The following is a 12,980-nucleotide window of genomic DNA, read 5'->3' on the forward strand; positions in this document are numbered from 1 at the left end:
GGGGGCGGCTTTTCCTGTTTTGAGGCAATTATTCCGGAGAAGAGGCCTCCGCGGAAACCGTACGCCCGAAATTGCAACGGCCATCTCTCATAAATTGCAAAAGCAGCGATGCGGCTGTGCCACCGGGCAAGCAGTGTAGCGACGGCCGGACTGCTGGGGCACCGGCTATACCTACAGACGTCTTAAATGGAAAACATAATTATGATGCAAGGTGACAAGGGAAAAGCGATGTATCGTTTCCGTGTCCTTGGTTGATCTGGCTTCAAGAAATAAAGGGATGGGTCCGTCCCATTACCCCTCTCCCGCCCCTGCCCGCCGGAGGCACTGTTAGGCCTGTGCCTTCTCCCAAAAGCCGGGCCAGACTTCGAGAAGTTTTCTGATGGCTTTGCCTCGGTGCGATCGGGCGTGCTTCTTTTCCGGAGTGAGTTCGGCCGCGTGCAGTTTTGATTCGGGATCGATGAAGATGACGTCGTAGCCGAAACCGCCGGAGCCCTTGTATTCGTGAGCGATGTGTCCTTCGTAGGAGCCGTCGGTGGTGGCCTCGGTACCGTTGGGGGCCACGGCTGCCATGACGCAACGGTAGCGCGCGGTGCGTTTCTCGTCGGGGACGTCCTTGAGTTCGGCGAGGAGCTTTTCGTTGTTGGCGTGGTCGTCGCATTGGGGACCGGCGAAGCGGGCGGAATAGACGCCGGGGGCTCCGCCGAGGGCGTCCACTTCTATGCCGGAGTCGTCGGCGACGGCGACAAGGCCGGTGGCATTGGCCACGGTGCGGGCCTTGATGAGGGCGTTTTCCTGAAAGGTGTCTCCGGTTTCGGGGATCTCACCGATTTCGGGAAATTCGTCGAGGCTGCGAACGGTGAGGCCGAAGGGCTCCAGCAGGATGTTGAATTCGCGAATCTTGCCCTTGTTTCTGGTGGCGAGAACGATTGCGTCCATGGTGTAGGCTTCCTTGATTGCTTCGTTTCAGGGGAGCCCTACATACTAGGAGGCGTCGTCTTGCGCAACAGTGGGGACGGCGGCCACCGGAGGAAGGTTGAGGGTCACGCTGGTGCCGACGCCTTCGTGGCTGACGAGCTCCACTTCGCCGCCCAGCTCGTCCATGATCTTCCGAATCATGGCCAGCCCGAGGCCGGAGCCCTTGCCCTTGGTGCTGTAGAAAGGGCTGAAGAGCTTGTCTCGCTTGTCGGGCGGGATGCCGACGCCGGTGTCTCTGACGGTCAGGCGGACGAAGCCGTTGTTCATGCCTGTTTCTATGCGCAGCTCTCCGCCTTCGGGCATGGCCTCCACGGCATTTTTGACGAGGTTGATCAGGCTCTGGCGGATCTGGTCCTCATTGGTTTTGACCTTGGCCACATTCGGTTGCAGGTCGAGAATGAGCCGAATGTTCTTTTCATCGAAACCGATTCCCATGACGTTCATGGTGTTGTGCACCGCGTCGTTGAGGTTCATCTCCTCTGCGTCCGCATCGGTGGGGCGCGTGAAGTTCATGATGCTTTTGAGAATCTTGTCGAGCCGTTTGGACTCTTCGAGGATGATCTCGATCTTTTCCGTAAGCTTCTCATCAAGCCCTTCGGCGCGCATCAGGGAGTTGGCGAAGCCGGAGATGGTGAAGAGCGGGTTCCGGATTTCGTGGGCGATGTAGGTGGAGAGTTCGCCGATGGACGCCAGCTTTTCGGACTGCTGCAGGCGCTGCTCGAGATGAGTGCGGCGCGTTATGTCCCGGCGCATGGCCACAATGTGGGTCACGTACCCTTCTTCGCTGGAAATCGGGTATGTGTATATCCGGTGATAATGGGCCCGGCCTTCGTGGTCCACGCTCGTGGCGGTGGCTTCCGAGGACTGGCCGGTCTTGATCGTCCTCTCGAGTGCGTTGGCCTCGTCCTTGCCGAAGACCTTTTCCACGGAACCGCCCACGATGGCCTTCTTGGGGCTTCCCAGCCTGTCGGCGACGGTCTTGTTGCAGCCGAGGATGGTCCCTTCCAGATCGAGAAAGAGTATTTCCTCGTCGAGCTGGTCTATGATGGTCTTGAGCATGGTCTGGGTGTGCATGAGGTCGAGCTTGCAGGCGACCCAGATCTTGTCGGAGGTCAGCAGCCGGATGAAAAAGTTGGCGCAGTCGCGTTCGACCAGCGTGACATGGGCCGGGAGGTTGGAACGAAGCTCGGACTGCAGGGTCTGGCGGCCGGTGGCCTCGATGACCATGTTGATTTCGGGATGGTCTTCCAGCATGCCCTGCCATGTCTTGTGCAGGGGGATTCCGTGAGACTGCTCGTAGATGCCCGGAAGCGCGCTCTGCCCCGGCAGGGCAGCGGCAACTATGCCGATTTCGCGCAGCACAGCGTCGTTGGCCTGATCGCGGAACATCTCCCAGAAGGCCAGAAGTGCGGGGATGTCACCAATGACTCCTATGGAGTATTGTTTGTCCGCAGAGAGATCTTTGGTTATCGTATCGTCCAGCATCGGCACCCGCCTGTTTGACAGAATTCTAGCATTCATTCTACACGGCGTATCCGAAAGCGCAATGCTTAACTGAACCCCCTGTCGCAACTCGCGATCCATCGGAGGAAACATGAGCGAACCCGTTCGCGTCCATACCGTCAGCCTCGGCTGTCCCAAGAACCTCGTCGATACCGAACGGCTGCTCGGCGCTCTCGGCGGAGCCATGACTCCCGTTGATGAACCGAAGGAGGCCGACCTTGTTCTGGTCAACACCTGCGGTTTCATCCAGCCTGCCATCGAAGAGTCGGTGGAGACAATACTTGATCTGGTGGAGGAAGTGCGCGAGGCGCGCGAGTCCGGAAAGCGCCAGCCGGTCATGGTGGTCGCGGGCTGCCTCGTCAGCCGCTTCCGCGACGCGCTGCGCAACGAGATGCCCGAGGTATCGCTGTGGCTCTCCACGGACGAGCTCGACTGCTGGTCCGACATGATCCGCGACGCGCTGGGGGCGGAGACCGACAGGACCATGCCGCGCAGGGTCTCCACGGCGCCTTCGTTCGCCTACCTCAAGGTCGGGGAAGGGTGCTCGCACAACTGCCGGTTCTGCACCATCCCGTCCATACGCGGCCCGCAGCACAGCTTTCCGCTCGAGACCCTCTCCGCCGAAGCTCGCCTGCTGGTGGCGTCCGGCGTGCCGGAGCTGGTGGTGGTCGGTCAGGACTCCACGGCCTACGGCTCGGACCTGGGGCTGAAGGACGGCTTCCGCGACCTGATGGACGAGCTGCTTATCATCGAGGGGTTGCACTGGCTGCGCGTCATGTATCTGTATCCCGCCGGGCTTACGGAATCCAACCTCGAATATCTTGCCACCATGGGCCGCCCGTTCGTGCCCTACTTCGACATCCCGCTGCAGCACGCTCATCCGGAGATTCTGAAGAGAATGGGGCGCCCCTTCTCGCGCGATCCCCAGAAGGTGCTTGAGCGCGTAAAGCGGTTCTTCCCGGACGCGGCCATCCGCACCACGTTCATCGTGGGCTTTCCGGGCGAGACAGAGGAACATTTTCATTATCTCATGGACTTTGTCCGGGAACACCGGCTGCATCACGTCGGAGTGTTTCCGTACTGGCCGGAGGAAGGCACCCCCGCGGCGGAAATGCCGGATCAGGTCCCGGACGAGATCAAGGCAGCCCGGCGCGACGCCCTCATGGAGCTTCAGGCGGAGATATCGGCCGAACTGATGGAAGAATATGTGGGGCAGGAACTCGAGATCCTCGTGGAGCGCGCCTCTCCCGAGTGGCCGGGCCTTTATGAAGGGCGCGCATGGTTTCAGGCTCCGGAGGTGGACGGCAAGACCTACATCAGCGTTCCCGAAGGCGCAGAGCTCACTCCCGGCACCTTCGTCACCGCGGAAGTGGAGAGCGCCTCCACATACGATCTTTCCGTACTGCTGTAATCACCGCTCACCTCTCCAGTCGAGATTCAAGCCCCCGCTTTGACGGGGGCTTTTTTTCGTCTGACCCGCTTCCGGAGCGGCTCGCTCCACTCCGCCTCAGGAAGAAGCACAATCTCACTTTATTCCGGAAATGAATTGCCGTATCCTCCCGTGACGCAAAAAACACTAGGAAGGAGAAACTATGCAACTGGTTTCCGGACAGATAGGCGAATACATGGACAAGGCGTCCTGGATTCGGAAAATGTTTGAGAAAGGTGCCGAACTCAAGGCAGAATTCGGCGCTGACAACGTGTGCGACTTCAGCCTCGGCAACCCAGACCTGCCGCCGCCGCCGAGCGTGGGGCAGGGATTGAAGGAAATGGCCGATCAGGCGGACAAGCCTTTCGCCTTCGGCTACATGCCGAATTTCGGGTATCCCGACGTCCGCGAATCCCTCGCGGAGCACGTCTCTCGCGAACAGGGAACCGAGGTCCCGGCCGAAAACCTCATCATCACCTGCGGTGCGGCAGGCGCGATCAACGCCTTTCTGCGCACCGTGCTCGACCCCGGCGAGGAAGTGGTCGTGCCCGCGCCCTTCTTCGTTGAGTACGGCTTCTACTGCGAAAACCACGGCGGCGTGCTCAAGCCGGTCCCGGCCAAACCCCTGACCTTCGAGCTCGACATCGACGCGATCGACAAGGCCATCACGCCCAAGACCCGCGCCGTGCTCGTCAACTCGCCCAACAACCCCAGCGGCGCCGTCTACTCCGAAGAAAGCCTCAAGGAGCTGGCAGCCGTGCTCGAAAAGCACAATGAGGGCCGCGAACGGCCCATCTTCCTGCTTTCCGACGAGCCCTACCGTTTCCTCGCATACGACGATACCGACGTGCCGAGCCTGTTGCCGCTCTATCCGTACACAGTGGTCTGCTCCTCGTTCTCCAAGAACCTGAGTCTGGCCGGAGCACGCATCGGTTATGCACTGGTGAACCCGGCCATGCCCGACTCCGAAGCGCTGCTGGCCGGACTGGTCATGTCCAACCGCATCCTCGGCTTCGTGAACGCACCGGCCATCGGTCAGCGTCTGCTGCACCGCTCCCTCGGGTCCGGGGTGGACATCTCCGTCTACGACGAACGCCGCAAGGCCATGGCCGAAGTGCTCGATAACGCGGGCCTGCGCTATACCATGCCCAAGGGCGCGTTCTATTTCTTCCCAGAAGCGCCCGGCGGCGACGACGTGGCCTTCACCGAACTGTTGCTCAAAGAGCGCATCCTCGCCGTTCCCGGCAAGGGATTCGGGTTCCCCGGCTACTTCCGCCTGACGTTCTGCGTGGGTGAAGACGTCATCCGCCGCAGCGCCGATGGCTTCAAGAAAGCCGTGGAAGCGGCATCGTAAATGGCATAAACGAAAAGTGGAAGCCCGGACGGGCTTCCACTTCATCGCTTCGCAGGGGTTCGCGGCTCCCTTGAAGCTTGCCGTATGCCCACGGAGAGGGTAATGGGCTGCGGCGTATGTTCAACTGTATTCCTCAGCGAGAACGAGTGCACAGTACGCATCACCCACGTTTTGATCTATTTACAATGCGTGAAGTACGGTTTCAGAAAAACTGATGCCTAAAAAATACACTTCGAGAAAATATGGAACTGTATCAACTCAGGACGTTCGTCACCGTGGCCGAAGAGGGCAGCCTGACCCGCGCGGCATCGCGTCTATACGCCAGCCAGCCCGCGGTCAGCGCGCACATCAAGGCCCTTGAGGACGAACTCGGCATAGCCCTGTTCAGGCGCACCCCGCGCGGAATGGTCCTCACCGAGGCCGGAACCGTCCTGCGCAAACGGGCCGACACCATCCTGCATCAGACAGACGTTCTGCTGGCAGAAGCCAAACAGCTCTCCGGCGAGGTATCCGGAGAACTGAGGGTAGGCCTCAACACCGACTCCGAATTCCTTCGCATCACCGAACTTCTGGAACTGCTGGCCGAGCGCCATCCAGAGCTGAAGCTGCACCTCGTGCAAAGCTCCACCGAAGGCATCCTGCGGGAAGTCCGCGCCAGAAGACTCGATGCCGGCTTCGTCTTCTACGGCCTGCCCGTCAACGACCTGGCCACCGAATCGCTCGCGAAATCACGCCTGCAGATCGTGGCACCCGCCCACTGGAAAGATCGCGTCGAAGGCCTCCCTGCGGAAAAACTGCTCGAGCTCCCATGGGTCTGGCCCGCCACCCACTGCCCGTTTCGCAACATTCTGGCCGAAAATGCGGACCTCTTTCATACGGACCCGGCCAACCGAATCGAAGTCGACTCCGAAGACATCATCCGACAACTTGTCGCAGCAGGAAAAGGCCTCTCCATCATGCGAGAAGACGAAGCCCGCGCAGCAGTCAAGGCCGGAAAAGTCATCCTCTGCCTCGAAGACCGCGACTTCACCACCAATATTCTCTTCACCTACCTCAAAAACAGACAGGACGACCCCGCCGTCACCGCGCTCGCCCAAGCCGTCAAAGACGTCTGGCAGGATCAGTAGTTCCTTAAAAGGAACGCCCCCGCTGGTCAGGCGGGGGCGTCGGGAGGAGGATGCTTGTCTCAAGAGGTCTTTCTGTACGGAACTATCGTCTCATCGCGGCTCGAAGTTTTTCGTAGGTGGCGTCGTCGATCTCGCCTTCCGCATAGCGACGCTTGATCACGTCCATTGCGATTGTCTGATGCGAAGGCTGTCGACTGCGGAACAGGCGCACTCCCATGAAAATCAGGGTTCCAAGGAGCAACAGACCGATCAGGCCGCCGAAGGGCATGTGAAAGGGAAGCCAGCCGGACGACATGAATCCGCCGCCTCCCCAATGGCCGTAGCCGTGTCCGCCGTTGCAGAACCAGTTTCCGAGTGCGCTCAGCATGTCCATGAATACTACCTCCTGCTTCGATTGCGCGTTACTTGAGACTAAGCACGCCGCGTGCCAAAAATACAAAGCCAATTATTTCAGACTGATAAAAGAAACCCCTCTTGCCGCAATGTGCAAGAGGGGTCACTTTCTGCACGAAATGCGTGCACAAGGGGTTGCACCTGTCACTTCACAACCAACACGGGGCAATGCGCGGTGTGGAGCACTTTGTGGGTTACGCTGCCGAGCAGGAGTCCTTCAAGGTCGGACTTCCCTTTGGAGCCCATGACGATGATGTCGCAGTCTTCGGCCTTGGCGACGTCGGCGATGACTTCGCCCGGTCGTCCGCCGACGATGCGGTCGCGGTAGACGACGTCCTGTCTGTCGAGGCGTTCGCGATAGGCGGAGAGCACGTTTTCCGCATCCTGCGTGTAGTGGTTGAGCACCCACTGCACGTTGGGCTCGCCAAGTTCGTTGGGGACGGGTTTGCGGCACACGAGCAGCAGGATTTCGGCGTTGGAGCTTTTGGCCATGTCCACGGCGCTGGTTGCGGCGGCGTCGGAGTGGCGGGAGCCGTCGACGGGGAGCAGGATTCTTTTCACGTTCATGGCGAATCTCCTTTGTTGCGGGCTTGTTCGTTGCCGGTAAACGGTTCCACCGTGGCGTGCCCTTCCTGCGAGATACCCTCGCGTCGGAGCACGCCGGTAACGGTCATGAGCAGTATCTTCAGGTCCAGCGGCAGCGTCCTGTTGTCGACATACCAGACGTCGAGCTCGAAGCGTTCCGGCCACTGCACGGCGTTGCGGCCGTTGACCTGCGCCCAGCCGGTAATGCCGGGGCGCACCTCGTGTCTTCTGGCCTGCCTCGGGCTGTAGAGCGGCAGGTACTGCATGAGCAGGGGGCGCGGGCCTACGAGGCTCATGTCCCCTTTTAACACATTGAACAGTTCGGGCAACTCATCGAGCGAACTGGCTCGCAACGCCTTCCCGAAGGGTGTCAGCCGTTGCTCGTCGGGCAGCATGGAGCCGTCCGGGGCCTCGGCGTCGAGCATGGTGCGAAACTTGAGGATGGTGAACGGTCTGCCGTTCAGACCGGGACGCTGCTGGCGAAACAGGACCGGGGCGCCGAGCTTCAGTCGCACCAGAACCGCCACGGCAAGCAGCACGGGCGAAAACACGACCAGCGCCGCCAGCGAGACGAGGATATCCATCACCCGCTTCATGCGGCCCCCATGGTCTTGAGTATGTGTTCGTTGACGCGGTTCACGTCGAATCGGTCTTCGGCCATCTCACGGCTCTTGCGGCCCATCTCGCGCACGGCGTCCGGGGCTTCGATCATCCGCTGAATGGCCAGCTCCAGCGCGTCGACATCTTTTGGAGGGATCAGATAGCCGTTGGCGCCCTCCTCCACCGTGAGACGGCAGCCGGGCGCGTCCGTGGTGACGATCGCCCTGCCGGTGCTCATGGCTTCGAGCACGGAGCGCGGCACGCCTTCGCGATAGTAGGTGGGCAGCACATAGGCGGTGCAGCCGGTCAGCAGAGGCCGCACGTCCTCCACGGGGTCGAGCAGCTCCACGGCTCCGGCCTCTTTCCAGCGACGCAACTCCTCCGGCCCGACGCCGTCCTCCCCCTGCTCCACGGCACCGGCGATCCGGAACACCGCATCCGGGAATCGTTTCTTGAGTCGTGCCGCGGCCTCCGCGAAAAGGCTGACGCCCTTGGACCGGATGAGCCGAGACAGACACAGAAAGACCGGCGGACCCGCGGGAGGCTCGGAAAAGGCATAGTGTTCCAGATCAACGCCGGTGCCGTTGGTCACTTCGGCACGTATGGCGTCAGGGACCACCCCGAGCTTTTGGAAAAAGGCCAGATCGTCCGGGTTCTGGAAGAAGACGGCGTCGTTGGTGCGAAGCCCGGCCGCGTAAAGGCCGCGCACAAGGTTGAATATGAGCCGCCGCTTCATGCCCTCGTCCTCGGTGAAGGCGTATCCGAGGCCGGTAATCATGGAGTATATGGCCGGGACGCCCGCCAGCCTGGCGGCGAAGGAGCCGTAGACCACGGGCTTGATGGTGTAGGACAGCACCGCGTCCGGTGCCAGATCCCGGAACACCCGCTTGAGAGCCAGCAGCGAGCCGAGGTCGCTCAGGGGATTGAGGCCGCGTCGGTTCAGCGGGATTTCCCGATAGCTCGCTCCCATTGCTTCCAGTTGCGGTCCCGGGGAAGGTGAATACGGCGGGGCCATGGCCACGACCTCGTGACCCCGCTCCAGCATGGCCCGCACCAGCGGACCGCGAAAATTGATGAGGGACGGGGCGTACCCGCCGAGGAGGGCTATCTTCATGGGTGCATGTTCGGTACGGGTTCGATTCAGTTCCAGCGGTCCAGCCATGCCTGCAGCATGAGCACGCTCCAGAGGGCGTGTTCGTTGTCGCGCCGTCCGGACATGTGCTCGTTCAGGGCTCGCGCCACGGGCACGCCGTTTTCCACCACGCCCTGCTCCAACCTCTTCGGGTGCAGCATGTCGCGCGCCCAGTCGTGCAGCGGACCGCGCAGCCATTCGCCCAGCGGCACGCCAAAGCCCATCTTGGGCCGGTCCGTCAGCTCTCGCGGCACATGCGCATCCAGAATGTCGCGCAGCACCAGTTTTCCCCTGCCGTGCGCCACCTTGAAGGATTCCGGCAGCCGCCATGCGAACTCGACCACGCGGTGATCGAGGTACGGAGCGCGGCTCTCCAGTCCCACCGCCATGGCGGCGCGGTCCACCTTGGTCAGGATGTCGCCGGGGAGATAGCTCAGGGAGTCCTGATACTGCATCCACTCCCGGAACGAGAGCCCCTCCGGGGCCTGCGCCTGAAGGGGCGGCCCGGGCACGCCCGTCAGCTCCTCGGGGTGATCCCACGTGGAGCACAGCGCGGCATACAGCCCCTCGCGGTGCGGCTGCACCATGACCCGCGCCAGCTTGTGCAGCTTGAAGCCCGGATTGTTCATGCGACGCGACGCGGGCACCAGGGGTTCCCAGAAATGATAGAGCCCGTCGAGCTTTCGGGGCGAAACGGAACGGATGGCCCGCGATGCGGCCCTACGAAGCGGCAGGGGGAGTCCGGACAACCGGCTCCAGAGCCTCGGCGCCGTGACGTGCCGGTTGTAGCCGCCGAAGGTTTCGTCTCCCCCGTCTCCGGAGAGACAGACCGTGACATGCTCGCGGGTGAGCCGGGACACCAGCGCGCCAGGCAGCATGGAGGCGTCCGCGAACGGCTCGTCCCACACCTCCGGCAGACTCGGCAGAAGCTCGAGCGCCTCGTCGGGCGAAACGATCAGCTCAGTGTGCTCCGTCCCCAGATGCTGCGCGATCCTTCTTGCCTGCGCCGACTCGTCGAAGGCCGGGTCGTCGTAGCCGATGGTGAACGTGCGCACCGGCCTGTCGGAGACCTTGCAGGCCAGCGCGGTTATCAGGCTGGAGTCGATACCGCCCGAGAGCAGCGCGCCGAGAGGCACGTCCGATTCGAGCTGCATGCCCACGGCTTCGGTCAGCAACTCCTCCAGCTCGGCGGCGGCCAGCTCCCTGCTCCCGTCGAACGGCTCCAGACCGCCATGCGAAACCACGTCGTGCAGGCGCCAGTAGGCCTTTGTGCGCACCTGCCCATACGGCAACACCGTGAGCATGGTTCCCGGCTCGACCTTGTGCACGCCCTCCCAGATGCAGTGCGGGGCCGGCACATACTGGTAGCGCAGAAAAAGAGAAACGGCCTCCGGGTTCACCTGCCGGGAGAACTCGGGATGCGCCGTCAGCGCCTTGAGTTCGGAGGCGAACAGGAAGCGGTTGCCCTCGAGGGACCAGTACAGGGGTTTTTCCCCCATGCGGTCCCGAGCGAGAATCAGCTGCCGCTCGCGGGTATCCCACACCGCGAAGGCGAACATGCCTATCACGCGACGCAACGCGTCTTCCACGCCCCACGCCTCGATGGCCGCAAGCAGCACTTCGGTGTCCGACGCGCTTCGCCACGGCAGGAAGGCCCCCCCCTCCGCCTCAAGGTCGGCCCGGAGTTGGTGAAAATTGTAAATCTCTCCGTTGAGCACCAGCGCGAAGCGGCCGGAGCGCGAGAGCATCGGCTGCGCCCCTGCTTCGCTCAGGTCGATGATGGCGAGCCGCCTGTGGGCCAGGGCCAGCCCCTGCAGCTCGTCCACATGCAGGCCATGGCCGTCGGGGCCCCTATGGACGAGGGAATCGGCCATGCGCCGCGCCCGGGCCCGCAATTCGTCTGCCCCTGTCCGGCGGGCGATGTCGAGGATTCCGGCTATTCCGCACATGCCCGTCACATAGCAGGGCCACCCGTGTCCGGCAATGTTTTTCCCCGGTGTCACAAGGGGTTCCTTGCCCATCCGGTGGTGTTTGGAGTATGTTCCCGCCATGCGCCGCGCAGCAAGGCGGCTGAACCACAAGCATCCGGATCCCCAGCATGAGCAGTTCCCCCCACCGGAAGGCCGTCTCGCAGGCCGCCATGAGCAGAAGATTTCTGCGCAATCTCGCGTGGCTGTGCCTCGTGGGACTTCTCTTCGCGGGCGGGCAGGCCGTGCGCTGGTTTCACCTGAACGCGCAGTCAGCGACCATAGACGTCGCCCTGGAACGGGAGTACCGCTCCGTGCTCGGCGACGACATGGGCAGCGAGCCCTTCGGCAGGCTGCAGTTCGAGGCCGGAAAACTTCAGGCCGAACGCAAGATCGGGCTGGATCCCCTGCGCCTCATGGCCGCCCTGAGCCGCAACGACACCCTCGGCCTGCAGGTCTACTCCATCACCGTGGACGGCCTTGAAGGGCGGGTCGAAGGGGAGATGATCCCCGACAGGAAGGCCCTCGACCGTTTCATGAAACTCCTCGAGGAAGAGGATTCCTTCACCTTCGAACTGGAACGGACGACTCCTGTCGCCGGAGCCGTGCGCTTCGCCATGACCGTGGGGAGGCGATAGCATGCCCCGCCGCGAATATTTCTGGGAAACCCGGGACCCGGCCTCGCAGAAGCGCTTTTTCCGCATGACGCTCTGCGGACTGGCCGTGTTGTTCGTCATGCTGTGGGCCGGGCTCAACTACATGGCCCGGGCTGAAGGCAAGACCATCGAAAAGCGGCGCGCCGAGTACGAGCGCGTGGTTGACATCGTGCGCGAGGTCCGGGTGCTGCGCGCTTCCATGGGCGAGCTGGCGCGGACCGAGCCAGCGCAGGCCGTGCGCGCCATCCTGAGCGGCTACGGCGAGTTCGCCCCGTCCATGCTCCTGCAACGCGAAAACGGCGTGGAAGTCTTCTTCCCCGGCATCCCGGTTTCCGATCTGGCGACATTTCTCAGCGACATTCGCAGCCGCGCCAACCTGCAGACGAGGTTTTTCGAAGTCGAGGCCTCTTCCAGCGGGCGGGGTCTTGCCCGGGCGCGCATGATCCTTGCGAGGGGCACATGAAAAAGCGCACCCGCGAACTCAAGGGACTGGGTTGGTTCATCTGCGCCTTTCTCGGCCTTGCCGCCGGCGTCGCCCTCTTCACCCCGTGGCAGAGCATCTGGGCGCGGGCGCTCGTCTCCGTTGACGAGCAGGCACCCAACGTCCGTCTGTCATGGCAGTCCATTGACCGCGCCGGACTCTCCGGCTTTCGCGTCGTGGGCCTGAACGTGGGCCTCGTGCAGTCCCCCGGCGAGCTGCGCTTCAACCACGCCGACGTGCGCGTGGGGCTGAACGAATGGAATGTCCGGCTGGACACCGGCGGCGCGGAGTGCTTCCTGACGCTCGAAGAAAAAGGAAAGGTCGCGTTCGAAGGCGACATGAACCTGAGCTACCTGCTCTCCGACGACCTCAAGGGGCAGGTGCGCGTGGCCGGCAAGATCCGGAGCGACGGCAGCAGCAAGCCCTCGGGCTGGGTGGACGTGCGCACGCAGGCCGTGAACGTGGGCGGGAGAGCATACGGGGACGTGGCCTTCATGGGGGAATTCGAAGGCAGGATGGTGCAGATCCGCGAGTTTTCCCTCGGCGAGCCCGTAGGCATCCGGGCAGAGGGCACGGCGCTGGCCGACCCGGCCGACATTCCCGGCACAATCTTTCAGGTGGAGGGCACGCGAGAGACCCCGGACGGCAAGCTGCCCTTCCGCATGGAAGCAAGCCTGCGCAGCCTTTTCGACATGGAATAGAGGATTTGCGGTACCCGTTTTTTTTGGCTAATGTTCCCATCTCGCGCCACATTCCGGCGACCCAACAGCAACAACGC

At 62.5% G+C, this 12,980-nt stretch carries 13 protein-coding genes; 6 read left to right on the forward strand and 7 right to left on the reverse strand.

Features of this window, described 5'->3' with window-relative positions; all coding sequences use genetic code 11:
* Positions 1 to 327: 327 nt before the first annotated feature.
* A complete protein-coding gene (locus BR24_RS05805; protein ID WP_496540547.1) occupies positions 328 to 936 on the reverse strand; it encodes an XTP/dITP diphosphatase in 609 nt (202 codons plus the stop codon).
* Positions 937 to 981: 45 nt separating this feature from the next.
* Positions 982 to 2,460 (reverse strand): two-component system sensor histidine kinase NtrB, encoded by a 1,479-nt coding sequence (locus BR24_RS05810; protein WP_496540548.1) that lies wholly within the window; start codon positions 2,458 to 2,460, stop codon positions 982 to 984.
* Between the two features lie 109 nt (positions 2,461 to 2,569).
* Between BR24_RS05810 and rimO the strand changes: the two genes are divergently transcribed.
* From rimO to BR24_RS05825, 3 genes are all read left to right on the forward strand, one after another.
* Positions 2,570 to 3,889 carry a 30S ribosomal protein S12 methylthiotransferase RimO gene (gene rimO, locus BR24_RS05815; protein ID WP_496540549.1) on the forward strand — a complete coding sequence of 440 codons (1,320 nt, stop codon included), beginning with the start codon at positions 2,570 to 2,572 and terminating at the stop codon, positions 3,887 to 3,889.
* A 181-nt stretch (positions 3,890 to 4,070) separates the two neighbouring features.
* Positions 4,071 to 5,261: a pyridoxal phosphate-dependent aminotransferase gene (locus BR24_RS05820; RefSeq protein WP_496540550.1), complete on the forward strand. Its 1,191-nt coding sequence runs from the start codon at positions 4,071 to 4,073 to the stop codon at positions 5,259 to 5,261.
* 242 nt (positions 5,262 to 5,503) lie between these two features.
* Entirely contained in the window at positions 5,504 to 6,388 is an 885-nt protein-coding gene (locus BR24_RS05825) for a LysR family transcriptional regulator (protein WP_496540551.1), read from the forward strand.
* 82 nt (positions 6,389 to 6,470) lie between these two features.
* On the opposite strand, the gene BR24_RS05830 is transcribed toward BR24_RS05825, so the two are convergent.
* The 5 genes from BR24_RS05830 to asnB all read right to left on the reverse strand — a co-directional run bounded on the left by BR24_RS05830 (position 6,471) and on the right by asnB (position 11,047).
* The gene (locus BR24_RS05830; protein ID WP_496540552.1) at positions 6,471 to 6,761 is read right to left on the reverse strand and encodes an SHOCT domain-containing protein; all 291 of its coding nucleotides are present in this window, start codon (positions 6,759 to 6,761) and stop codon (positions 6,471 to 6,473) included.
* A gap of 164 nt (positions 6,762 to 6,925) precedes the next feature.
* On the reverse strand, positions 6,926 to 7,348 hold the full coding sequence (locus tag BR24_RS05835) for a universal stress protein (RefSeq protein ID WP_496540553.1): 423 nt from the start codon (positions 7,346 to 7,348) through the stop codon (positions 6,926 to 6,928).
* Positions 7,345 to 7,962 (reverse strand): sugar transferase, encoded by a 618-nt coding sequence (locus BR24_RS05840; protein WP_496540554.1) that lies wholly within the window; start codon positions 7,960 to 7,962, stop codon positions 7,345 to 7,347. The genes BR24_RS05835 and BR24_RS05840 overlap by 4 nt, the downstream gene beginning before the upstream one ends.
* Positions 7,959 to 9,128: a glycosyltransferase family 4 protein gene (locus BR24_RS05845; RefSeq protein WP_496540555.1), complete on the reverse strand. Its 1,170-nt coding sequence runs from the start codon at positions 9,126 to 9,128 to the stop codon at positions 7,959 to 7,961. The genes BR24_RS05840 and BR24_RS05845 overlap by 4 nt, the downstream gene beginning before the upstream one ends.
* On the reverse strand, positions 9,107 to 11,047 hold the full coding sequence (gene asnB, locus BR24_RS05850; protein ID WP_496540556.1) for an asparagine synthase (glutamine-hydrolyzing): 1,941 nt from the start codon (positions 11,045 to 11,047) through the stop codon (positions 9,107 to 9,109). Before asnB ends, BR24_RS05845 begins: the two co-directional genes overlap by 22 nt.
* Before the next feature lie 149 nt (positions 11,048 to 11,196).
* Here asnB and BR24_RS05855 point away from each other — a divergent pair, with 149 nt between their 5' ends.
* From BR24_RS05855 to BR24_RS05865, 3 genes are read left to right on the forward strand one after another with little or no spacing between them, the layout of a single operon-like run.
* Positions 11,197 to 11,703 (forward strand): hypothetical protein, encoded by a 507-nt coding sequence (locus BR24_RS05855; protein WP_496540557.1) that lies wholly within the window; start codon positions 11,197 to 11,199, stop codon positions 11,701 to 11,703.
* 1 nt (position 11,704) lies between these two features.
* The gene (locus BR24_RS05860; RefSeq protein ID WP_496540558.1) at positions 11,705 to 12,184 is read left to right on the forward strand and encodes a type II secretion system protein M; all 480 of its coding nucleotides are present in this window, start codon (positions 11,705 to 11,707) and stop codon (positions 12,182 to 12,184) included.
* Positions 12,181 to 12,903 (forward strand): hypothetical protein, encoded by a 723-nt coding sequence (locus tag BR24_RS05865; protein ID WP_496540559.1) that lies wholly within the window; start codon positions 12,181 to 12,183, stop codon positions 12,901 to 12,903. Before BR24_RS05860 ends, BR24_RS05865 begins: the two co-directional genes overlap by 4 nt.
* Positions 12,904 to 12,980: the final 77 nt, after the last annotated feature.

This window comes from Pseudodesulfovibrio halophilus DSM 5663 (assembly GCF_059568665.1).

Bases quoted from the DNA above. Each gene is read 5' to 3' on its own strand.
- BR24_RS05805 (WP_496540547.1), bottom strand. From the start codon at position 936: ATGGACGCAATCGTTCTCGCCACCAGAAACAAGGGCAAGATTCGCGAA.
- BR24_RS05810 (WP_496540548.1), bottom strand. From the start codon at position 2,460: ATGCTGGACGATACGATAACCAAAGATCTCTCTGCGGACAAACAATAC.
- rimO (WP_496540549.1), top strand. From the start codon at position 2,570: ATGAGCGAACCCGTTCGCGTCCATACCGTCAGCCTCGGCTGTCCCAAG.
- BR24_RS05820 (WP_496540550.1), top strand. From the start codon at position 4,071: ATGCAACTGGTTTCCGGACAGATAGGCGAATACATGGACAAGGCGTCC.
- BR24_RS05825 (WP_496540551.1), top strand. From the start codon at position 5,504: ATGGAACTGTATCAACTCAGGACGTTCGTCACCGTGGCCGAAGAGGGC.
- BR24_RS05830 (WP_496540552.1), bottom strand. From the start codon at position 6,761: ATGGACATGCTGAGCGCACTCGGAAACTGGTTCTGCAACGGCGGACAC.
- BR24_RS05835 (WP_496540553.1), bottom strand. From the start codon at position 7,348: ATGAACGTGAAAAGAATCCTGCTCCCCGTCGACGGCTCCCGCCACTCC.
- BR24_RS05840 (WP_496540554.1), bottom strand. From the start codon at position 7,962: ATGAAGCGGGTGATGGATATCCTCGTCTCGCTGGCGGCGCTGGTCGTG.
- BR24_RS05845 (WP_496540555.1), bottom strand. From the start codon at position 9,128: ATGGCTGGACCGCTGGAACTGAATCGAACCCGTACCGAACATGCACCC.
- asnB (WP_496540556.1), bottom strand. From the start codon at position 11,047: ATGTGCGGAATAGCCGGAATCCTCGACATCGCCCGCCGGACAGGGGCA.
- BR24_RS05855 (WP_496540557.1), top strand. From the start codon at position 11,197: ATGAGCAGTTCCCCCCACCGGAAGGCCGTCTCGCAGGCCGCCATGAGC.
- BR24_RS05860 (WP_496540558.1), top strand. From the start codon at position 11,705: ATGCCCCGCCGCGAATATTTCTGGGAAACCCGGGACCCGGCCTCGCAG.
- BR24_RS05865 (WP_496540559.1), top strand. From the start codon at position 12,181: ATGAAAAAGCGCACCCGCGAACTCAAGGGACTGGGTTGGTTCATCTGC.